This window comes from Kitasatospora sp. RG8 (genome assembly GCF_017813315.1).
Classification (GTDB): Bacteria; Actinomycetota; Actinomycetes; order Streptomycetales; family Streptomycetaceae; genus Kitasatospora.
Genome location: NZ_JAGIYX010000040.1, coordinates 50,931 through 73,112, shown reverse-complemented (window position 1 = coordinate 73,112; position 22,182 = coordinate 50,931). Strand labels below are relative to the sequence as shown.

Here is a 22,182-nt window from a genome sequence, read left to right as displayed (position 1 = left end):
GGCCCCGGCCCCGGCGCGCCCGTGGCCGGCTACGGCTACCCGGGAGCGGCCTCGCCCGCCGCCCCGGCCCCGGCGGCCGCCGTCCCCCCGGCGCCCGTCCCCGGCCCGCCGCAGGGTGCCCCGGTGCCGCCGGGCGTGCCCGCCGTCGGCCCGGGCTACTTCGCCGCGCTCAGCTACCGGGGCCCGGACGGCTCGGAGCAGAAGCTGCTGCACCGCAGCGAGCCCGGCACCCCGCACCCGGAGTGGAAGATCCTCCAGGACCTGCGCCGGCTGAACGTCCCGCCGGAGCAGGTGCTGGAGCTCTACACCGAGCTGGAGTCCTGCGACCTCCCGGGCGGCTACTGCAACCGGATGATCGCGGCGTCCTGGCCGAACGTCAGGCTCACCCACACCGCCGACTACGGCCGTGACCACCACTCCCGGCAGGCCGGGATGGCCCAGCTGCTCGACCACCTGGACGAGCTGCACCAGCTGGCCTCCGGCGCCCAGCGGGTCCGCCCGTTCCGGGTGCCGCTGCCCGCCCCGGGGACGGTCCCGCCGCTGCCGCCGATCGCACCGCAGCAGCTCGCCCAGGAGCTCGGCCAGGCCTTCGCCCAGAACGTGTTCCGCTTCGAGCAGCGCGCCGTCTCGCGCCAGGGCGTCCCCGAGCCGGTGGCGCAGACCCTGATGTGGGCCGGCCTGCCGCGCGAGTTCGGCCCGTTCTTCTGGGCCCAGGCCCAGGAGGGCCGGCCGATCCCGACGCTCGCCGAGCTGGCCGCCGAGCGCGGCCTGGCGGGCGGCCCGGACTTCGGCGGCTACCTGGTGCTCGGCAACGACTACGGTCGCCAGCTCTGTGTGCAGTACGGCACGGCGCACGTGGTCGCGGTGGACATGGACGGAACCGGGGAGCCGCCCCGGTTCGTCAACAGCGGTGTACCGGAGTTCGTCCGCGCCCTGGCCCTGCTGGGCAGGATGTGGCGGCTGCGGTACGGGCTGACGCCGGACCAGGCCGGTCGCTGGACGACCGACTTCCAGGCCCAGCTCGCCGCGATCGACCCGGCGGCCCTGCAGTCGGCGGACACGTGGTGGGCCGTCCTGCTGGAGCAGTTCTGGGACGGCCTGTTGTAGCAGGTCGTCGCGGATCCGCGCAGGTGGAGGGGTCGTTCCGGTGTCCGGAACGACCCCTTCGGCGTGCCGCCGCGGCTCTGCCTCGTTGGGGTTTCGCCCTGATCTGCGCAAAATAGGTCAAGAGGATCGGTCTATTCGTCCGGTCCTCGACACGTTCCGATCAGTACCCCGTCGATTTGGAGACCGGGTCCTCGATCCGGTTCCCGATCCGTCCGATCCGTCCGATCATGGGCTCCGCAGCCCGCGACCCGAGGGGAAGAGCCCATGAGCGACGCCGTCCCCCAGTACGGCTTCACCGCTGCCCGGCGTGGTTACGCGCCCGAGCAGGTCGACCGAGCGCTGGCCGCGCTCACCGTCCAGCGCGACGAGGCGTGGGAACGGCTGAGCGTGCTCGGCGCCGGAATCCGGGAGATGGAGCGCCGCCTGGCCGACATCCAACAGGCCGCGGCCGACGCCCCGGAACCCGACTACCTGGTCCTCAGCGAGCAGGCCGCCGGCCTGGCCCGGATGGCCGAGAACGAGTCCCGCGCCGTCCGGGAGGCCGCCGAGCGGTTCGCCGAGGACCTGCGCGACGAGGTCTACGAGGCCGGCCAGGCCCTCGGCCAGGCCGCCAAGGAGTACGCCGTCACCACCCGCGCCGAGGCCGACCTGGCCGCCCGGCGCACCGACGAGCGGACCAGGGCCGAGGCCGAGACGATCCGGGCCGACACCGACCGGGACAACCGGACCCTGCGCGACTCCGCCACCGCCCACGCCGCCAAGGTGCGGGTCGCCGCCGCCGAGGCGTCCGAGCAGGCCGAGGCCGAGCTGGCCACGCTGCGCCGCAAGGCCGACGAGACCTTCGCCGCGGCCGAGGCCAGGGCCGACGCCGAGGACGCCGAGGTCTCCGCGACCGCCGAGCGCCGGCTCAAGGAGGCCGAGCAGCACCGGGAGACCGTGCTCGGGCAGATCAAGCAGTCGGACGCCGAGGCGCAGGCCCGGGCGGACGAGCTGATCGAGCAGGCCCGCCGCGAGGCCGAGCGGATCAACGCGGCCAGCGAGAACGAGCAGCGCGAGTTCTCGGTCCGGTACGAGACGGTGCAGCAGCACCTGGACCACATCAAGGCCACTCTCGCCTCGCTCACCGGCGCGGCGGTGGGTGCGGTCGAGCCCGCCGAGGAGGCCCCGGAGCCGCAGGCCGTCCCGCCGCAGGCCGCGGCGGGTGCTGCGCCGGCGTCGGAGGCCGCCGGGGCGGGGGTTGCCGGGTCGCAGGTGGCTGCGCCGGAGGTGGACTCGGAGGCGGACACCGGCGAGATCGCGGTCGCCGACCTGCGCAAGGACGTCGCCGCGGGTGCCGGCCGGTCGGCCGCTCCGGCGGAGGCGGCCACGACGGTGCTGCCGGTCACCCCGGGCAGGGTCACGCCCGGGCCGGTGGCTCCCGCCGCTGCGCCGGCCGCTCCGGCCGGGGTGCCGCCGCGGCCGTCCTCGCCGCCGAGCGGGGCGTCCGCGACCGGTGCTGCTCCCTCCGCTGCCGTGGTGGCGCCGGGGCGCCAGGAGGAGGAGACCCGGATCATCCCGAAGATCGTGATCGTGGACGACGGCGCCGACTACGCCACCCCGAACACCGTCGGCTACAACCGGCGCTGACGGCTGACGGCTGACGGCTGACGGCTGACGCCTGACGCCTGACGCCTTACGGCTGACGCCCGACGCCCGACGCTCGACGCTCGACGCCTCACCGTCGGCCGGCCGGCGTTGGCCCGACCGGTGGCGGTTACGAGCCGTCGCCCGCCAGCAGCCGCGCGAGTTTCGCGTCCTGGGCCCTGACCGCCTCCTTCTGGGCGGTCAGGGCCTGCGCGTTGCGGTCGATCAGCTGCTGCTGGTAGCCGGTCAGGACGGCGAACCAGATCCCGGCCAGGTTGCTCCGGCCGGTGCAGTCCGCGTCGGCGCGGGCCGTCGCGAGTTCGGCCGGGGTGACGTCCGGGGCGGCCCGGAAGCGCTCCGGCAGCGCCGCCGGGGCGTCGGCCGTGAAGCCCGCGGCGGTCATGCAGGCGGACCACTCCCCGGTCGCGGCGGTCACCCGGGTGTCGCGGCCGGTCGCCGCGACCGACTCGTCGAAGAGCCGGCCGACCAGCTCGGTGCCCGGGCCGGACGGCGAGCCGATCCGCTCCGCCGCCTGCCGGTCGCAGTCCACCCGGGCGCTGTCGTAGGCCTCCCCGGAACCGGCCGCCGGCCCGGTCGGCCGGGGGAGGGCCCGCTTCGGCGGGTGGAAGCCCTGGACGCCGGCGACCGCCGTCCCGAGGTACCCCCAGGCGCCGGCCGGCAGGGCCGTCGCGTTGTCGGGGGCCTGCGCGGCCTGCAGACCGTCGCCGCCGAAGCCGGTGTACCCGGCCTTCCGCATGCAGGAGACGATCAGCGCATTTCTCGCCTGAATCTCTTGCACGGCCACCCGGTCATCGGCCTGATAAGCGGAGAGCGGAAGTCCGGTCATTCCGGCGCGCCCGGATTCGGGGGCTTTCGGTGTGCCGATCGGCGGCGGGGTGGGCGGGGATTGTGCCGGGTCGTTTCCGGATGAGCTGGTGCAACCCGCGGAAAAGGCCGATAAAGAGGCCGCCAGGGTGATGGCGGCGAATCGCCCGAAATGTGGTGGACGTGCCAAGCTCCTGCTCCGATCCTCAGGCGTGGCAAGGTGGTTCGGACCCTAGCGCATTCCGGTTCGGCTCGTTTTCGGCGGGCAGTCGCAAGGTCCGGCTTGGCCTGAAATCAACTGTTCGGCGGCGGGGCCCCGTGTAAATCTCTGGAGTCGCAACCGCTGTCGACGGAGGGGTTTCATGATTCGCCGCACAAATCCCGCAAATCCTCGCGGAGTACGTCGCTCGGAAAATGGCACGGCCCGCCGGGCCGGTGCTCTCGCCGTCCTCACCGCAGCCGCGGCCGCACTGCTGCCGGTCACCGGCGCGAACGCGGTGAACCGGGTCGATTGCGGGAACCGCACCGATTTCGCGAAGGTGTACAACTACGGCTACAGCGGACAGCTCTGCTTCGCGAACGACGGCTGGATGGCGGTCCGCGTCTACAGCGTCGACCGGATCGACGCCGGCAACAACCGGGTCATCACCTATCTCGGGGGCGGCCTGGGCTCCTGGACCGTCTTCAACTGGGAGCAGTACGACTTCAACGGCCACCAGGGGTACGAGGTGATGATGTACGACATCAACCTCTCCCGCTGGTAGCGGAGCAGGGTCCCCCAAGCGGTGCCGGGCGGGTGCGGACGCCCGGCCGCCGCGTTCCCGCAGGCCGCGGCCGCGTCGGGTCAGAGCACCTCGACGGCCGCGCCGGACAGCCGGCGGCGGCAGTCCAGCACGTACCGGGCGTGCTCGGTCACCGCGTCGTAGTCGAAGTCGTCGTGGTCGGCGAGCAGCACCACCGCGTCCGCCGAGGCCAGTTCCTCCGGCGTCGCCTCGACCCGGCGGACGGCGGCGAACGGGTCGCCGTACCGGTCCTGCTCGGCCACCCGCTGCCCGGGGATCACCGGCTCCGGGACGTGCACCCCGACCACCACGTGCGGGTCCGCGGCCCGGACCTCGGCGCCCATCCGGGTCAGCAGCTCGGCTACCCGGGCGGCCGGGGTCTCCCGGGCGTCACCGGTGTTCCTCTTGTACGCGAGCCCGAGCAGCAGCACCCGGGAGCCCTTCACCGAGCGCTGCCGGTCGTTCAGCGCCTCCCCGAGCCGGCGCACGACGTAGTCGGGCATGTGGCCGTTGACGTCGTTGGCCAGCTCGACGAAGCGGAACGACTGGCCGAGCGCCCGCTCCACCCGCCAGGAGAGGTGCGACGGGTCGATCGGCAGGCAGTGCCCGCCGACGCCGGGACCGGGGGTGAAGCGCAGGTAGCCGAACGGCTTGGTGGAGGCGGCGTCGATCGCCTCCCAGACGTCGATGCCGAGGTCGTGCGCGAACATCGCCAGCTCGTTGACCAGCGCGATGTTCACGTGCCGGAAGGTGTTCTCCAGCAGCTTGGTCAGCTCGGCCTCCTTGCAGGAGGAGACCGGCACCGTCCGCTCGACCAGCCGGCCGTAGAAGCCCTCGACCGCCGCCAGCGCCGCCGGGTCGATGCCGGAGACCACCTTCGGGGTGTTCTCCAGCCGCCAGGTCGGGTTGCCCGGGTCGATCCGCTCGGGGCTGTAGCCGAGGTGGAAGTCCCGGCCCGCGGTCAGCCCGGACCCCTCCTCCAGCAGCGGCGCGAGCAGTTCCTCGGTGGTGCCCGGGTAGGTGGTGGACTCCAGGACGACGGTCGCCCCCGGCCGCAGGTGCTGGGCGAGCAGTGCGGCCGAGGCCTCGATGTACGACAGGTCGGGCACGCCGGCGCGCAGCGGCGTCGGCACGGTGATCACCGCGATGTCGAAGCCCGCCACGTCGGACGGCTCGGCCGACGGCAGGTACGTCCCGTTCTCCAGCAACGGCCGCAGCCGCTCGGCGGGGATGTCCTCGACGTAGGACTCGCCGACCGCCAGCCGTTTGATCCGGCGCTCGTCCACGTCGTAGCCGACCACCTGGTACCCGACCTCGGCCGCCCGGACCGCCAGCGGCAGCCCCACGTAACCCTGGCCTGCGATGACAACGCGCATGACGAGGCACCCCCTCCAACGCGACGCCCCCTGGCCCCTCCGGGCGTCTCCACACGGTCTCCACCACAGGGTAGGGAGGGCGGCCCGGCCCGGGAGCGCGTTCGCGCAAAAGGGATGTTGCGGATGTGCGGGAGCCGTGAACGGGCGGCGCGGGCCGGCGCCGGGAACGAATATGCGGGCCGGTACCGGGAACGAGAAAGCGGTCCGGTGTCGGGCACGCACAGCGGGCCGGTGCCGGGGACGAAAGAGGCCGAGACCCGTGGCGCCCTCCAGGAAAGGGCGCCACGGTTCCCGGCGCTTGGGCGGGCGCCCCCACCCAGGGTCGCCCGGCCTCGCACTCCCGACCCCCATCGGGTGTGCGACCGTGCCTTCCGCAGCCATCCCCCACGGTTGGGTGCGGCGGGCACGTTCACCATGGTGCGCGATCTCCATGGACGGGCAGTGACAGGAGTATGTCCAGTTCGTGGCGGATCACGAAGGCGTGGTCGCAGCCTGCGGCCGGTGCTTCGTCCGCGTCCGGGTGCCCGGCGGACGTGCGCGGGTGCGTGCCCCGGCCGTGCACCACGTGCGTGTCGTTGCCGCGGCGTAGGCTGGAGACCCCCGGCCGTTCGGCGTGCCGGGCCGTTCGCGTTGCCCCGGCGGGCCTCCGCCGCCCCGGGACAGCACCAGCCACGGGACGAAGAAGAGACTCCAGATGAGCCTGACCGGACTGCTCGATGTCGTCGCACGGGACGCCGCGCTCGCCGAGGCGATCGAGGCCGCGACCGCTGCCGGTGCCGCGGCGGGGGGCCGCCACCACCTGGACCTGGTCGGCCCGCCCGCCGCCAGGCCGTTCGCCATCGCCGCGCTGGCCCGCGCGCTGGCCGGGCAGGCGGCCGGGGAGCGCGGCCGACCGGTGCTCGCCGTCACGGCGACCGGCCGGGAGGCCGAGGACCTCGCCGCCTCGCTCCGCTCGCTGCTGCCGGCCGACGCGGTCGCCGAGTACCCGGCCTGGGAGACGCTGCCGCACGAGCGGCTCTCGCCGCGTTCGGACACCGTCGGCCGCCGCCTCGCCGTGCTGCGCCGCATCGTGCACCCGCGGGCGGACGACCCGGCGGCCGGGCCGGTGCAGGTGATCGTGGCGCCCGTCCGCTCGGTGCTCCAGCCGCAGGTCAAGGGGCTGGCCGAGCTGGAGCCGGTGGCCGTCCGCAGGGGCGAGTCGCACGACCTCGAGGAGGTCGCCCGCAGGCTCGCCGCAGCCGCCTACGCCCGGGTCGAACTGGTCGAGAAGCGAGGCGAGTTCGCCGTGCGCGGCGGCATCCTGGACGTCTTCCCGCCGACCGAGGAGCACCCGCTGCGGGTGGAGTTCTGGGGCGACGACGTCGAGGAGATCCGCTACTTCAAGGTCGCCGACCAGCGTTCGCTGGAGATCGCCGAGCACGGCCTCTGGGCGCCGCCCTGCCGTGAGCTGCTGCTGACCGACGAGGTGCGGGCACGGGCCGCCGAGCTCGCCGCCGAGCACCCCGGGCTGGCCGAGATCCTCGACAAGATCGCCGAGGGCATCGCGGTCGAGGGCATGGAGTCGCTGGCGCCCGTCCTGGTGGACGACATGGAGCTGCTGCTCGACGTGCTGCCGCTCGGCTCGGTCACCGTGGTCTGCGACCCGGAACGGGTCCGCACCCGGGCCGCCGACCTGGTGGCGACCAGCCAGGAGTTCCTGCACGCCTCCTGGGTGGCGGCCGCGGCCGGCGGCGACCGGCCGATCGACCTGGAGGCGATCGACGTCTCCGCGGCCTCGCTGCGCTCGCTCGCCGAGGTGCGCGAGCACGCCGCCGAGATCGGCCTGCCCTGGTGGTCGGTCAGCCCGTTCGCGACGAGCGGGTCGGCCGTTGACGGGATCCTGGAGTTCGACGCCGACACGCTCACCCTCGGCATGCACGCCGTCGAGGCCTACCGGGGCGACACCGCCCGCGCGATCGCCGACGCCAAGGAGCGGCTGGCCGCCGACTGGCGGGTCGTCATGGTGACGGAGGGCCACGGCCCGGCCTCCCGGCTCGCCGAGGTGCTCGGCAACGAGGGCATCCCGGCCCGGCTGGTCGCCGACCTCGCCGAGGCGCCGACCCGGGACGTCGTGTACGTCTCCTGCGGCTCGATCGAGCACGGCTTCGTCGACGAGACGCTCAAGCTGACCGTCATCACCGAGACCGACCTCTCCGGCCAGAGGTCCTCCACCAAGGACATGCGGCGGATGCCGTCCCGGCGCCGCAACGCGATCGACCCGCTGGCGCTGGTGGCCGGTGACTACGTCGTCCACGAGGCGCACGGCGTCGGCCGGTACGTCGAGATGGTCCAGCGCACCGTGCAGGGCGCCACCCGCGAGTACCTGGTGCTGGAGTACGCGCCGGCCAAGCGCGGACACCCCGGCGACCGGCTCTTCGTGCCGACCGACCAGCTGGACCAGGTCACCAAGTACGTCGGCGGCGAGGCCCCGACGCTGCACCGCCTGGGCGGCGCGGACTGGGCGAAGACCAAGCAGCGGGCCAAGAAGGCGGTCAAGGAGATCGCCGCCGACCTGATCAAGCTGTACTCCGCCCGGATGGCCGCCCCCGGCCACACCTTCGGCCCGGACACCCCGTGGCAGCGCGAGCTGGAGGACGCCTTCCCCTACGCGGAGACACCCGACCAGCTGACCACCATCGCCGAGGTCAAGTCCGACATGGAGAAGTCCGTCCCGATGGACCGGCTGATCTGCGGCGACGTCGGCTACGGCAAGACCGAGATCGCCGTCCGGGCCGCCTTCAAGGCCGTGCAGGACGGCAAGCAGGTGGCGGTGCTGGTACCGACCACGCTGCTGGTGCAGCAGCACTTCTCCACCTTCGCCGAGCGGTACGCCAACTTCCCGGTGACGGTGAAGGCGCTGTCCCGCTTCCAGACCGACAGCGAGGCGAAGGCCGTGCTGGAGGGGCTCTTCGAGGGCTCGGTGGACGTCGTCATCGGCACCCACCGGCTGTTCTCCTCCGAGACCCGGTTCAAGGACCTCGGTCTGGTGATCGTCGACGAGGAGCAGCGGTTCGGCGTCGAGCACAAGGAGCAGCTGAAGAAGCTCCGCGCCAACGTGGACGTGCTGACCATGTCCGCCACCCCGATCCCGCGCACCCTGGAGATGGCGGTCACCGGCATCCGCGAGATGTCCACCATCACCACCCCGCCGGAGGAGCGGCACCCGGTGCTGACCTTCGTCGGCCCGTACGACGAGAAGCAGATCTCGGCCGCCATCCGGCGTGAACTCCTGCGCGAGGGCCAGGTGTTCTACATCCACAACCGGGTCGAGTCGATCGACAAGGCGGCGGCCCGGCTGAAGGACCTCGTCCCCGAGGCGCGGGTCGCCACCGCCCACGGGCAGATGGGGGAGACGGCGCTGGAGAAGGTCGTCGTCGACTTCTGGGAGAAGGAGTTCGACGTCCTGGTCTCCACCACGATCGTGGAGTCGGGCATCGACATCTCCAACGCCAACACCCTGATCGTCGAGCGCGGCGACACCTTCGGCCTCTCCCAGCTGCACCAGCTGCGCGGCCGGGTGGGCCGTGGCCGCGAGCGCGGCTACGCGTACATGCTGTACCCGCCGGAGAAGCCGCTGACCGAGACCGCCCACGAGCGGCTGGCCACCATCGCCCAGCACACCGAGATGGGCGCCGGCATGTACGTGGCGATGAAGGACCTGGAGATCCGCGGCGCCGGCAACCTGCTGGGCGGCGAGCAGTCCGGCCACATCGCGGGCGTCGGCTTCGACCTCTACATGCGGATGGTCGGCGAGGCGGTGGCCGAGTTCCGGGAGTCGCTGGCCGGCGGCGGCGAGCCGGAGGAGGAGCCGCTGGAGGTCAAGATCGAGCTGCCGGTCGACGCCCACGTGCCGCACGACTACGCCCCGGGCGAGCGGCTGCGGCTCCAGGCGTACCGCTCGATCGCGGCGGTCAACTCCGAGGACGACATCAAGCAGGTCCGGGACGAGCTCGTCGACCGGTACGGCAAGTTGCCGGAGCCGGTGGAGAACCTGCTCCTGGTGGCGGCGCTGCGGCTGTACGCGCGGCGCTGCGGGATCGCGGACATCACGCTGCAGGGCTCCAACGTCCGGTTCGGGCCGGTCGAGCTGCGGGAGTCGCAGCAGTTGCGGCTGAACCGGCTCTACCCGCGCAGCCAGGTGAAGGCGGCCGCCCAGCAGCTGCTGGTGCCCCGGCCGAGCACCGGCCGGATCGGCGGCAAGCCGCTGGTCGGGCGTGAACTGCTGGGGTGGTGCCGGGAGTTCCTGTCGGCGATGTTCGACGACCTGGCGGGGGCGAAGAAGTAGGAGTAGCGGCGGGGAGGTTCGCGCGCCGCTTCGGCGGGGCGGGCGAGGTGGTGCCGCCGGCTGCGGTGGGCGGCCTGTCCGTCGGGGCGGGTCTGTCGGCTGCGCTGGGCGACCTGCCCGTCGGGTCGGGGCGGGTCTGTCGGCTGCGGCGGGGAGGGTCTGCCGGGCTGCTGCCGGTGGTTTCGCCTGCTGGGGCGGGGCGCCGCCGGTCGGGCCTTGCGGCGGTCTCGGGCCAGGTGCCTGAGGCCGCCGTCGTGCGTCCGCCGGGTGCTGCTCCAGGTCAGCCGAGCTTCCACTGGCCGGTCTGCGGGGCGAAGCCGCTGTCGAGGCCGAACTGGGCCTTGTCGAGCTTGGCGTCCTTCGGCACCTCGAAGGTGACGAAGCCGAGCGCGCTCTCGCCGGGGGCGATGTTGGCGGGGATCTGGAAGCCCGGGCCCGCCTTGGTGTCGGCGACCGTCGTACCGAAGGCCTGGCCCTGGGCGTCCAGCACCTTGGCGCTGTTGGCGGGGACGTCGCTGTAGGCCTTCTTGCCGCTCGCCTTGATCCGGAACTGGATCGAGACGAAGCGCTTGCCGTCGGCCGGGTGGGTGAACTCGTCCTCGCCCTCGGTGTTGTCCACGACCTTCACCAGGGTCACGTCGGCGGTGTCGGCCGGGTCGTTGCCCTTGAGCGCGATGGTGTCCCCCACCTTGGCCGCGCCCTTGGGGGCGTCGGCCGGCTTGCTCTCGGAGGGTGCGGCGGCACCGGTGGAGCCGGCCGCGGCCGCGGGGGCCGAGGCGGCGGCGGTCTGCTTCGGCTCGGTGGAGACGCCGGAGCCGGTGGAGTTGCAGGCGGTCGCGGTGAGGGCGACCAGTGCGGCGCCCAGCAGCAGGGCGGCGTTGCGGCGGGGGGTGGTGGCGACGGCCATGAGGTGCTCCTGGTTCTCGGTCCTGGGTTGTCGGCGCTGCTGCGCTGTCGACAGGAGGATCACATCATCTGCTGTGAACGATGTCAACGGCTATTCGCAAAACGTCTCTGTTCACGTGTGAACTTCGGGATGGGGTGTGCTGGCTATGCTGTGTGGTCACACCCCAGCCCGCGTGCCGCCGAAGGAGCCCCCATGCCGGACCGTCCCGAGGTGACCGCCGTCGAGATCGCCCGGCTGGCCGGGGTCGGACGGGCCGCCGTCAGCAACTGGCGCCGCCGCCACGCCGACTTCCCCCGCCCGGTCGGCGGCACCGACAGCAGCCCGACCTTCGCGCTCGACGAGGTGGCGGACTGGCTCCGCGGCCAGGGCAAGATCGCCGAACTGCCGCTGCTGGAACGCGTCTGGCAGTTGCTGGAGACCCTCCGCGACCCCGCCGGCCACCCCGCCGCGCCGCTCCTCCAGGCCGGGGCCGTCCTCCTGCTGCTGCACCGCGAGCCCGGACGCTGGCCCGCCCTCGCCGCGGAACCCGACACCCGGCTCGCCACCGCCCTGCCGCGCGCGCTCGCCGACGTCGCCGGCCGGACCCTGGGCGACGGCGCCGCCGCCCTCCGCCTCCCCGGCCTGCTCGGCTCCACCCAGCTGGACCTGGCCCGCCTGCTCGCCGAACTCGCCTCCGCCGCCGGTGCCCCCGGGGCGTACGAGCAACTGCTCACCCGGTACGCCGAGGCCAACAGCCGCCAGCTCAGCCCCACCCCGCCCGAGGCCGCCGAGCTGCTCGCCGCCGTCGCCGGCGTTCCCGCCACCGTGCTCGACCCGGCCTCCGGCCTCGGCGCCCTGCTGCTCGCCCTGCCGTCCACCACCGGCCGCTACGGCCAGGACGCCGACCAGGTCACCGGCGCGCTCGCCGCCCTGCGGCTCGCCCTGCACGCGCCCGCGGCCGAACCCGGGCCGCTCCCGGCCGAGATCCGGGCCGGCGACGCCCTGCGTGCCGACGGCTACCCGGGCGACACCTTCGAGGCGGTGCTCTGCCAGCCGCCCTACAACGAACGGGACTGGGGCCACGACGAGTTGCAGTTCGACACCCGCTGGCCGGGCGGCCTCGTCCCGCCGCGCGGCGAGTCCGAACTCGCCTGGGTGCTGCACTGTCTCGCCCACACCCGCCCCGGCGGCCTCGCCGCCCTGCTGCTGCCGCCGACCGTCGCCGGCCGCCGGGCCGGCCGCCGGGTCCGCGCCGAGCTGCTGCGCTCGGGCGCCCTGCGCGCCGTCGTCGCCCTGCCGGCCGGCGCCGCCCCGCCGTACGGGGTGCCGCTCCACCTCTGGGTGCTGCGCGCGCCCCGGCCGGGCGACGACTTCCGGCAGGTGCTGATGCTCGACGCGTCGTCCGCCTCGTCCGCGTCGCTCGCCGCGTCGCCGGCCGCCGCGGAGACGGGGGAGGGCGGACGCGACAGGGTCCGCTGGGCCGAGCTGCGCCGGACGGTCCTGGACGCGTGGCGCGCCTTCGACCTCGCGGCCCGCGAAGGCCTGCCGCTGCCGGAGGACCGGCCGGGCGTCCACCGGACGATGGCCGCGATCGACCTGCTCGACGACGAGACCGACCTCTCGCCCGCCCGGCACGTCCCGCCCGCCTCACCGGTCGGCGGTGCTGCCGAACTCGCCCATCTGACCGGCCGGCTGCGCGAGCTGCTGGGCGGGCTCGCGGACCCGGCCGCACTGCTGCCGGAGCCGGGCGCTGACGGGAGCGGCGTGGCCGGGGCGGGTGCGGCGGACGCGGCGGGCGCGGCGGCTCCCGGGCTCTCCGCGGTTTCCGTGGTCTCCGTGGTCTCCGTGGGGGAGCTGGTCCGCGGCGGGGTGTTGGAGGTGTACTCCTCCGGTTCCGGCGCACCGGCCCGCCCGGCGGGCGCCGGCCCCGCCGGCACCCCCGTGCTGACGGATCAGGACCTCATTGCGGGCAACCCGCCCAGCGCGGTCCTCGACACGGCGCGCCCGACCGGCACGACCGGTACGACAGGTACGACCGGTACGACCGGGCCGGCCGGTGCGACGGGCGCGGCCGGGGACGTCCGCATCCGGCCCGGCGACGTCCTCGTCCCCGCGCTCGGCGGTGGGGTGGCCCGGGTCGTGCCACCCGGCAGCCCGCTCACGGGCGCCGCGCTCGGCCGCCAGCTCCACCTGCTGCGCCCCGACCCGGCCGCGCTCGACCCCGACTTCCTGGCCGGCCAGTTGCGGTCCACGGCCTCCACCCGCCGCGCCGCCAGCCATGCCTCCACCACCGCCCGCCTCGACATCCGCCGCGTCGAACTCCCGCGGCTCCCGCTCGCCGAGCAGCGCGCCCTCGGTGCCGCCTTCGCCGGCCTCGCCACCTTCGACACCACCCTCCAGCAGGCCGCCGCGCTCGCCCGCACCCTGACCCAGGCCCTCACCGACGCGCTGGCGACCGGCACGCTCCAGCCACCGAAGGGCTCCTGACCTCCCGTCGGCCGGAGTGCGGCCCGAGCCGGTGGAGACCGGCCCCGGGCACCGGTCCGGGCAGGCCCGGCCGCGGTTGCGCCGGGATCCGAGGTGCGGGAGGCCCTTCGACGGGCCGGTGGCGGGCGGTACGGTGTCCGGGGTTCGCCCGTACCGCGGTCGACCGCCGTCCTCACCCGCTCAGGAGCGCACATGTCAGGGCAGTACCCCGGGCAGTTCGGACCACCGTCCGGCGGCGCGTTCCCGGGCGGCGCGCCCGCCGGGGGCATACCGGGCGGGCCCCCGTACGGCGCCCAGCCGTACCCCGCCCAGCCCTACTCCGCCCAGCCGTACCCCGCTCCGGCCGTCCCCGTCCCGCCGACCCAGCCCGTCCCGGCGTTGCGCCCCGCGATGGCCGCCGGCCCGTTCGGCGTGCTCGGGCGTGTGCTGTGGGCCCTGGTCCCGCTGGTGACCATCGGTCTGCTCGGCGTGATCCCCTCGCTGTTGCTGGCGATCCGCCGGCGGCGGGCGTACGACATCGCCGGTGCGGTGGTCTTCGTCGCACTGTTCCTCACGTACCTGGTCTGCGCGGGCGTCGCCGGCGGCACCAAGGCGCCCACCGCGGACACCATCGGCATGGTGGCGATGGTGCTGATGTGGTTCGGCGCGCCGTTGCACTTCCTGGTGATGGACCTCCAGGTGGTGTGGAACGCGGGCCGACCGAAGCCTCCCGCCCCCGCGGCCTACTACGCGCCGCCCGCCGCGCCGTACGCCGCACCGACCATGCCCGCGGCGCCGACCATGCCCGCTGCGCCGTACGGACCGTACGGGCAGGGTCCGGCGGCCGGGTACGCGACCCCGGCGCCCGCGCCCGCCCCCGGGTACGCGCCCCCCGCTGCCGGGCCCGCTCCCGCTGCCGGACCTGCTCCCGCGACGGGTGACGAGCTGCGCGAGCTGGGTGAGCTGCTGCGCCGTCAGGCCCGCGAGGGCGGCCGGCCATGACCGCGGACCGGGTGATCGGCGGCCGGTACCGACTGGCCGAGAAGATCGGCCACGGCGGTATGGGCCAGGTCTGGGGCGGCTACGACGAGCGGCTGGACCGCCCGGTCGCCGTCAAGCTGCTCCGCACCGACCACCTCCTCGGCGCCGGCCCGTCCGCCAACGGCGGCGGTCGCACCGGCGGTGGCGGGGCCTCCGGGGACGCCGGGGGCGCCACCGATCGCCTGCGCCACGGCGACGAGCTCCACCGCCGCTTCCTGCGCGAGTGCCGGATCACCGCGGCCCTCGACCACCCCGGCCTGGTCACCGTCTTCGACGCGGGCGAGGACGACGGCGAGCTCTACCTGGTGATGCAGCGCGTTCCGGGCGTCAGCCTGGCCGACCTGATCGCCGAGGACTCGCCGTTCCCGGTCGAGCGCGCGGTCGCCGTCGCCGCCCAGCTCTGTGCGGCGCTGGCCGCCGTCCACGCCGTGCCGGTGGTCCATCGCGACCTCAAGCCCAGCAACGTGATGGTCCGCGACGACGGACGGACCGTCCTGCTCGACCTCGGCATCGCCACCGCACTCGACACCGAGGCCACCCGCCTCACCCTCACCGGCGTCCCCATCGGGAGCCCTTCGTACATGGCCCCCGAGCAGGCGCTCGCCGCGGTCATCGACCCGCGCAGCGACCTGTACGCGCTCGGGTGCCTCCTGCACGCGATGCTCACCGGCGAGGAGCCGTTCCGCGCACCCACCGCGCTCGGCGTGCTGCGCCGCCACGTCGACGAACCGCCGGTACCGCTGCGCGAGATCCGGCCCGACGTCCCGGAACCGCTCGAACGGCTGGTCCTCGACCTCCTCGCCAAGCAGCCCGCCGACCGCCCGGCCCACGCCCAGCAGGTGTACGCGCGGCTGCTCCCGCTGCTCCCCGCGGCCGTCCCGGCCCCGCAACCCCGGTACGGGCCGCTGCCCGACCCCACCCGCCCGTACCGTCACCCCCACCAGCCGCAGCCCCGGCCGGGGGACTCGGCAGCGGCGCCGGCCGTCGCGCCGCCGGCCGCCGTGCCGTCGACGGCTGTACCGCCGGTCGCCGTGCCGCCGGCCCCGCGGGGGGAGCCGCACCCGTTCCTGATGTCCGCGGTGCCCGCGCGCGCGTCGGACCTGGCGGCCGCCTGTGCCCGGCTCTCGGACCTGGTCGACGCCGGCCGCCGCGCCGAGGTGCTCGACCTCGCCGCCACGCTGCTGCCCCGCGCCCAGGCCGAACTCGGGGACGGCGCACCGCTCGTCCGCACCGTCCGGACCATCTACGCCCGCACCCTCCATCAGGAGCAGCGCTACCAGCACGCGCTCCCCGAGTACCGGTCGCTCGCCGCCACCGCGGACGGCGGCCCGGACGGCCCGCAGGGGCTGGAGCACCGGTACCGGGCCGCCGAGTGCCTGGAGCAGCTCGGCCGGGGCGCAGAGGCGCTCGTCGAATACCGCGCGCTGCTCGCCGCCGACCCGGGCCCCGACCCGGACCGGGTCTTCGACATCCGCGAACGGATCGGAACCCTGCTCACCGCGGGCGGCGACGCCGAGGCGGCCTGGCAGTGGCTGCTCCAACTCCTCTTCGACCGCGAACGCCGTGACGGCCCGCACCACCCGGCCGTCCGCCGCCTCCGCCAGACCCTCGACACCCTGCAGGCCCACCGCACCACCAACAACCCCGACCCCCGCACCACCCCCTGGCGCTGACACCACGCCGCCCGCGCGGCACCCGGGTGGCCCGGCCACCCCGGGCCCCGAGGAGCAGGAACTCGGGTCGGCCTGACGTCCCGTACCGGGCGTAGCGTCCTCACCCCGAGCGTTCCGAGTACTCCGCCCGCTCCGCCCGCTCCGGTCACTCCGCCCGCTTCGCCGCCGGCGCCCGGGTTCGCTGTGCCCGTCCCTGCTGGTGTTCCTGTGCCGGGGTATGACTTTCGGCAGATCCGGTGCAGCACCGGGCCTCCGTAGGGTCGTCACCGTGCGGACGAATGGACAGCAGTGGGGCGGACGGGTCGACGGCGGGCTGCTGGTGGGGGCTTCGGCGGCGATCGGGCTGAGTGTGACGAGCATCTGGTGGGCCGTGCCGGCGGTCGGTGCGGCGTTCCTGGCCGGGTGGCGGATGGAGCGGGCGCGGCCGGCGGTGGTGCTCCTGGTCGTCCTGGTGGCCGTCGGGGTGCCGGCGGCGCTGATGGTGCCGGGGTGGATGGTGCCGGGGACGTCGGTCCTGTCCCTGGTGATCTGTGCCGGCATGGGGCCCTGGATGGTGGGCCGGTTCTGGCGGCAGTCGCAGGAGCTGGTGCGGGCCGGGTGGGAGCTGGCGGAGCGGCTGGAACGGGAGCAGCAACTGGTGGCCGAGCAGGCCCGGTTGCGCGAGCGGGCCCGGATCGCGCAGGACATGCACGATGCGCTCGGCCATGACCTGAGCCTGATCGCCCTGCGGGCCGGCGCCCTGAAGCTGGCTCCCGACCTGGCCGGGCCGCACCGGGAGGCGGCCCAGGAGATCCGGGCCGGCGCGGGGGCGGCCGTGGAGCGGCTGGCGGAGGTGATCGGAATCCTGCGGGACGATGCGGACGGGTCGTCCGCCCGGGGCCCGGCCGACGCGGGCGTCGCCCAGTTGGTCGAGGAGGCGGCCGCGGCGGGCCTGGACGTCGGGCTGACCGTCACCGGCGAGGCGGACGGTCTGCCGCGCGCAGCCGAGCACGCCGCCTTCCGGGTGGTCCAGGAGGCGCTGACCAACGCGGCCAAGCACGCCCCGCGGGCGGCGGTCACTGTTCGGGTGGCCCACACACCGGACGGCGCCCGCGTCCAGGTGGTCAACGGCCCGTCGCCGGTGGACCTGTCAACAGGGAGCCCGTCAACAGGGAGCCCGTCAACAGGGGGCCCGTCAACAGGGGGCCCGTCAGCGGTGGGTCCGGCGGCCGGGGCGGGCGGTGGCGGCCGGGGCCTGATCGGCCTGGCCGAGCGGGTCAGGCTGGCGGGCGGAACCTTCAGCCACGGGCCCCGCGCCGGCGGTGGCGGTTTCGAGGTCTCCGCGTACCTTCCGCGTTCCGGTGCCCCCGTCGCCGCCGCCGTGCCCGTCACCGTCTCGCCGGCCCGCGAACTGCACCACGCCCGCCGCCGGGTGGGCCGGATGATGGTGGCGGTCGTCCTGGTGCCGCTGGCCACCGTGCTGGTGCTCACCACCGTCCTGCGAGGATGGGCGGTCTACACCGCCGGCCGCGCCGTGCTGGACCCGGCGGACTACGCGTTGCTGCGGGTCGGCCAGGACCGTGCGACGGTGCAGCGATTTCTGCCGGAGCGTCAGTTTCCGTACCATCCGTCCGCAGGGAACCCGCCACCCCGGGGAGAAGGTGTGACGTGCGAGTACTACGCCATCACGGCCAAGCCGTTCAACGACGACCGCTCCGGAGACGCGTACCGGCTCTGCTTCCAGGGCGACGTGCTGATCTCCTTGGACGCCCTGATCGCGTGAGTGCCGGATGAGCGGCGGGGAGGGGGACGCGACCGCCGCGCCGATCCGTGTGCTGATCGCCGACGACGAGCCGATGGTGCGCGCCGGTATCCGCGCGGTGCTCGCCACCGATCCGGGCATCGAGATCGTCGCCGAGACCGGGGACGGCCGGGACGCCGTCGAACTGGTCCGCCGCCACCGGCCGGACGTCGCCGTGCTGGACATCCGGATGCCCGGTGCGGACGGCATCAGCGCCGCTGCCGAGATCCGCCGGACCGGCGCCGCCACCGGGATCCTGATGTTGACGACCTTCGGCGAGGACGACTACATCCTGCGGGCCCTCGGCGGCGGTGCCAACGGCTTCCTGATCAAGTCCGGCGAGCCGGAGGAGCTGATCGCCGGTGTCCGGGCGGTGGCGGACGGTGCCGCCTACCTCTCACCCAAGGTGGCCGCGCGGGTGGTCGCCCACCTGGCCTCCGCCGGTGCCGGCGGGCCGGCCGACCGGCGCGCCTCCGCCAGGGAACAGGTGGCCGCCCTCACCGCCCGGGAACGGGACGTGCTGACGTTGGTCGCCGCCGGGCTCTCCAACGGCCAGATCGCCCGCCGGATCGGGGTGGTGGAGGGGACGGTGAAAGCCCACGTGAGCTCCATCCTGGTACGGCTCGGTGTGCCCAACCGGGCGGCCGCCGCCGTCCTCGCGCACGAGGCCGGCCTGACCCTCGGCGGAACGTGCGCGGGCGGCCCACGCACCTGAGCCGGCGGGTATGAGCGGCGGGTGCCCCAACAGCAGGGGCCCCAGGACGCGCACGCCGGCCAGTGCGGTCACCGCTGCCGTGGCGAGCGGCAGCAGGGCCACGACCACCGCGGCCGTGACCGCTCCGCCCAGGGCGGAGCCGGCGACCACGTCGTGCGGGTAGTGCACGCCCGCAGCCACCCGCAGCGCGGCGGTGGCACCGCCGACCGGGACGACGAGCATGGCCAGGCGCGGGCGCAGCAGCACCAGGCCGGTCGCCAGGGCGACGGCCAGCGTCGCGTGGTTGCTCGGGAACGACCAGTCGCCCGGCGGAGGGCATTCGGCAACCGCCCACCGAGCGGTGGCCGCGCCGGGCAGCGCCCGGCAGGGGCGCTCCTCGTCGATCACCACCTTCAGCACCTCGCTCACCGCGTACGCGAGCACCGTGCCGAGGCCGGTGAGCGCGACTCCTGCGACCAGCCCGGCGGCCTGCCGCCCGCGCGCCCTCCACCAGCAGAGCGCCAGCAGCAGGCCCAGTACCAGCAGGCCGGCCTCGGTCGCGGGCTCCAGCAGCGAGGACAGCCAGTGCGGGGCGTCGGCGACGGCGTCCGCCACCCGCCGGTAGAGGGTGGCGGACGGGCCGTCCACCACCCTGGCCGGCGCGCCCGTGCCACCGTGTGCCGGCGCCAGCCACCCGACCACGCCGGTGCCCGCCGCCAGCAGCGCCACGGCGACGGCCACCCGACGGCCCGTCGTCCCGACCGTCTCTCTCCTGCCCGTGTTCCTCATGACCAGGACGGTAGGAGCGACGGCCGGGCGGCCGCCCGACCCGAAAGTCAGGGGGAGACCTGGACGATCGTCAGGGTTGACAGTCGTTGCGTTCCGCGCGGATGACCCGTTCGGGTCACGGTCCGCGCGACCCGGCCCCGTCCGCCCTACCCTCGGGACAACGCCGGGCCCCTCACCGGACCTCCGTCGCGCGCCGCCGTCACCCCGGAGACCAGCCATGCACCGTCGGACCGCCGTCGCAGGCGTCCTGCTCGCCGCCTCGGCGCTGGCGGCGTGCGGGGGCGGCAGGCTCACGCCGGGCACGGCGGCGGTGCTGGACGGCCGGCGGATCCCGGTGGGCACGGTCGAGGCGCGGGTCGCGGAACTGCGGCACACGGCAGGGGGCGCCTCGGCGGACGCCCGGGAGGAGCCGGACGGGCTGGCCCGGCGGGCCGTCTCCGACCTGGTGCTCGACGCGGTGGTCGCCCGTGCGGTGGCGGAGCGGGGGCCGGCCATCGGCAACACCGAGGTGGCGGCGGCCCGCACGGCGGACGAGGAGCGGTACGGCGGGGCCGGAGCGCTCGCCCGGGCACTGGCGTCCCGGGGCGTCCCGGGCAGCGGCATCGACGACTACTACCGCCGCAGGCTGGGCATCACCCGCCTCGCCGCCGAAGCCGGCCAGGACGCCGACACCCCCGTGGGCGACGCCACCGTCCGCCTCGCCCTGGCCGCCGCGGCCATCGCCCTCCGCGTGCACGTCAACCCCCGCTACGGCACCTGGAACCCGGACCAGGTCGCCCTCCTCCCCGATGCCCCGCCCTGGCTGGCCCCCTGACCGGAGCGAAAGGGGCCGCACGGGAAGTCGGTGGGGTCGACTTCTGGTGCGCGGGGTTGGTGGGCTGCGCACGGGAAAGTCGGTGGGGCCGACTTCCGGCGCATGGGTCGGCGGGGTGCGCGTGGGGCGGGTGTTTCCCCCCGGGGAAGCGCGGAGGCAGGGCGTCGGCCGGGGCGGGTAGGTTCGGGGTGTGACGAATTCTCCGGGCGCCAAGTTGATCCTGCTCACCACCACCCACCGGGTGGCCCCCGGCCTGCTGGCGTGGCCGGCGTGGGAGGCGCTGCGTTCGGCGGGGCGGGTGCTGGCGGGGGACGCCGGGAACCCGCAGCTGGCGGCGGTGCGGCAGGCCGGTGTCGAGGTGGAGGTCGTGCCTCCGGGCTCCGCGCCGGCCCTGGCGCGCCTGCTGACCGACCTGCCGACGGACCTGCCGGCCGGAGCGGGCCCGACGGTCTGGCTGGGCAGCCCGGACGGTGACCCGGGGCTGACCGACGCGCTGGCGCGCCTCGCGGTGGAGCACGCGGGCGAGGTGCCCGAGATCGAGGTGCTGCCGGGCTCGTACGACCTGCCGGGTGCGCGCCTGCTGGACCTGGTCTCGGTGATGGACCGCCTGCGCTCGCCGGGCGGCTGTCCCTGGGACGCCGAGCAGACCCACGCCAGCCTGGTGAAGTACCTGGTGGAGGAGGCCTTCGAGCTGGTCGAGGCGATCGAGGAGGGGGACCGCGAGACGCTCCGGGAGGAGCTGGGCGACGTCCTGCTCCAGGTCTTCTTCCACTCCCGGATCGCCGAGGAGCACCCCACCGACGCGTTCTCGATCGACGACGTGGCGGGGGACATCGTCGAGAAGCTGATGTACCGCCACCCGCACGTGTTCGGGGACGCCGAGGCCGAGGGCGCCGCCGAGGTGGAGGCGAACTGGGAGACGCTGAAGGCGGCCGAGAAGTCGGACCGCGAGTCGGTGCTGGACGGCGTGCCGGCCGGGCTGCCGTCGCTGGCGTACGCGGCGAAGCTGGTGTCACGGGTGCGCCGGGCCGGGGTGGCGGGAGTGCCCGACGCGCCGTACGAGCTGCCGGCCGAGCTCACCGCGGAGTCGGCGGGCACGCTGATGCTGGCCGTGGCGCAGCGGGCGCACGACGCGGGTGTGGACGTGGACGCCGCGTTGCGGGCGGCCGCGCGCGGGTACCGGGACGCCGTCCGCGCCGCGGAGGGGCTCAAGCCGAACGACTGAACCCCGGGCACCACCCGGCCCCCGGACGGTTCACGGCCCCGACGAGCCCCCGGCCCGGACGGACGGCTCCCGGCCCCGACGAGTCCCCGCCCCCGGACGGCTCCCGGCCCCCGGGGGGACGGCGTCCGGGCAGGACGGGTCAGACGACCGCGGCGGCGTTCTCCACCGGACGGCGCTGCTGCGGCACCACGACCTCGCCGATGGCCTCGCCGACCAGTGCGAGCAGCTCGGCGAGCCGCTCCAGGTCCAGGTGGTCGGGCAGCTCGGCGAGGGAGACGATGCGCTCGCCGTCCGGGCCGGCCACGCAGAACAGGTCGATCGGTCCGAGGTGCTTCTCGGCGGTGTCGACGAGGGCGGCGACGTCGCTGGGGCGGCGGATGTCGCCGCAGACGCCGACGACCGGGCAGCCGGGCCGGTCGAGCTCGGTGGCGAGGTCCTCGGCGACGCCCTCCCGCTGGTCGGCGATGAGCACCCCGACGGCGCCGGCGGCGGTGAAGCGGCGTGCGAGATCGGCACCCGACCCGCCGTCGAGTACGGCGATGACCACGACTGCCCCGGTGACCCGCATGGTGCGCTCCTCCCTGTGGGCGGCTCCGCACCGGCGCCCACGTGTTGCTTTGCGGGAGGATCGTAGGCTTGTCCTGACCCTCCGCAACAGGGATTACCCCTCAGGTGACCAGGCTCACGCCTGCCACGCCCGGGAACCCTTCGGCAGGGCCCCTCGAACAGGCGCCCCGCCGACGCCCCGCGACACGCCGCCGACGCCCCGCGTCACCC

General features: G+C 75.0%; 15 protein-coding genes and 1 pseudogene. 11 read left to right on the top strand and 5 right to left on the bottom strand.

The features are described from left to right. Together J5Y04_RS36895 and J5Y04_RS36890 are read left to right on the top strand one after the other, a co-directional pair. The coding region (locus J5Y04_RS36895; RefSeq protein ID WP_245206200.1) for an SUKH-4 family immunity protein at positions 1-1,107 on the top strand (1,107 nt) is incomplete at its 5' end. 264 nt (positions 1,108-1,371) lie between these two features. Beyond that, entirely contained in the window at positions 1,372-2,733 is a 1,362-nt protein-coding gene (locus tag J5Y04_RS36890; protein ID WP_209416899.1) for a hypothetical protein, read from the top strand. A gap of 127 nt (positions 2,734-2,860) precedes the next feature. Here the strand turns inward: J5Y04_RS36890 and J5Y04_RS36885 are convergent, their stop codons facing one another. Further along, the gene (locus tag J5Y04_RS36885; RefSeq protein ID WP_209416898.1) at positions 2,861-3,529 is read right to left on the bottom strand and encodes a hypothetical protein; all 669 of its coding nucleotides are present in this window, start codon (positions 3,527-3,529) and stop codon (positions 2,861-2,863) included. Between the two features lie 388 nt (positions 3,530-3,917). Here J5Y04_RS36885 and J5Y04_RS36880 point away from each other — a divergent pair, with 388 nt between their 5' ends. Next, on the top strand, positions 3,918-4,319 hold the full coding sequence (locus J5Y04_RS36880; RefSeq protein ID WP_209416897.1) for a beta/gamma crystallin domain-containing protein: 402 nt from the start codon (positions 3,918-3,920) through the stop codon (positions 4,317-4,319). Positions 4,320-4,399: 80 nt separating this feature from the next. Here J5Y04_RS36880 and J5Y04_RS36875 read toward each other — a convergent pair whose 3' ends face one another. Continuing rightward, the gene (locus tag J5Y04_RS36875) at positions 4,400-5,713 is read right to left on the bottom strand and encodes a nucleotide sugar dehydrogenase (RefSeq protein WP_209416896.1); all 1,314 of its coding nucleotides are present in this window, start codon (positions 5,711-5,713) and stop codon (positions 4,400-4,402) included. 694 nt (positions 5,714-6,407) lie between these two features. Between J5Y04_RS36875 and mfd the strand changes: the two genes are divergently transcribed. Next, the gene (mfd, locus tag J5Y04_RS36870; protein WP_209416895.1) at positions 6,408-10,037 is read left to right on the top strand and encodes a transcription-repair coupling factor; all 3,630 of its coding nucleotides are present in this window, start codon (positions 6,408-6,410) and stop codon (positions 10,035-10,037) included. 280 nt (positions 10,038-10,317) lie between these two features. On the opposite strand, the gene J5Y04_RS43360 is transcribed toward mfd, so the two are convergent. Then, on the bottom strand, positions 10,318-10,944 hold the full coding sequence (locus J5Y04_RS43360) for a DUF4352 domain-containing protein (RefSeq protein WP_209416894.1): 627 nt from the start codon (positions 10,942-10,944) through the stop codon (positions 10,318-10,320). Positions 10,945-11,136: 192 nt separating this feature from the next. Between J5Y04_RS43360 and J5Y04_RS43355 the strand changes: the two genes are divergently transcribed. The 5 genes from J5Y04_RS43355 to J5Y04_RS36840 all read left to right on the top strand — a co-directional run bounded on the left by J5Y04_RS43355 (position 11,137) and on the right by J5Y04_RS36840 (position 18,598). Further along, positions 11,137-13,410 carry an N-6 DNA methylase gene (locus J5Y04_RS43355; protein ID WP_305852886.1) on the top strand — a complete coding sequence of 758 codons (2,274 nt, stop codon included), beginning with the start codon at positions 11,137-11,139 and terminating at the stop codon, positions 13,408-13,410. A gap of 192 nt (positions 13,411-13,602) precedes the next feature. Next, a complete protein-coding gene (locus J5Y04_RS36855; protein WP_209416893.1) occupies positions 13,603-14,391 on the top strand; it encodes a hypothetical protein in 789 nt (262 codons plus the stop codon). Further along, a complete protein-coding gene (locus tag J5Y04_RS36850; RefSeq protein ID WP_305852885.1) occupies positions 14,388-16,103 on the top strand; it encodes a serine/threonine-protein kinase in 1,716 nt (571 codons plus the stop codon). The genes J5Y04_RS36855 and J5Y04_RS36850 overlap by 4 nt, the downstream gene beginning before the upstream one ends. Positions 16,104-16,371: 268 nt before the next feature. Continuing rightward, positions 16,372-17,865 carry a histidine kinase gene (locus tag J5Y04_RS36845; protein WP_307853490.1) on the top strand — a complete coding sequence of 498 codons (1,494 nt, stop codon included), beginning with the start codon at positions 16,372-16,374 and terminating at the stop codon, positions 17,863-17,865. A gap of 7 nt (positions 17,866-17,872) precedes the next feature. After that, positions 17,873-18,598, top strand: a complete 726-nt coding sequence (locus tag J5Y04_RS36840) for a response regulator transcription factor (RefSeq protein ID WP_209416892.1) — start codon at positions 17,873-17,875, stop codon at positions 18,596-18,598. Between the two features lie 159 nt (positions 18,599-18,757). Here the strand turns inward: J5Y04_RS36840 and J5Y04_RS36835 are convergent. Next, positions 18,758-19,366, bottom strand: a pseudogene (locus J5Y04_RS36835) (phosphatase PAP2 family protein); the annotation flags it as partial. A gap of 217 nt (positions 19,367-19,583) precedes the next feature. Here J5Y04_RS36835 and J5Y04_RS36830 point away from each other — a divergent pair. Both J5Y04_RS36830 and J5Y04_RS36825 read left to right on the top strand, forming a co-directional pair. Next, entirely contained in the window at positions 19,584-20,180 is a 597-nt protein-coding gene (locus J5Y04_RS36830) for a hypothetical protein (protein WP_209416891.1), read from the top strand. A gap of 190 nt (positions 20,181-20,370) precedes the next feature. Next, entirely contained in the window at positions 20,371-21,405 is a 1,035-nt protein-coding gene (locus tag J5Y04_RS36825) for a MazG family protein (protein WP_209416890.1), read from the top strand. A 139-nt stretch (positions 21,406-21,544) separates the two neighbouring features. On the opposite strand, the gene J5Y04_RS36820 is transcribed toward J5Y04_RS36825, so the two are convergent. Further along, a complete protein-coding gene (locus J5Y04_RS36820; RefSeq protein WP_209416889.1) occupies positions 21,545-21,973 on the bottom strand; it encodes an SDR family NAD(P)-dependent oxidoreductase in 429 nt (142 codons plus the stop codon). Between the last annotated feature and the right edge of the window lie 209 nt (positions 21,974-22,182).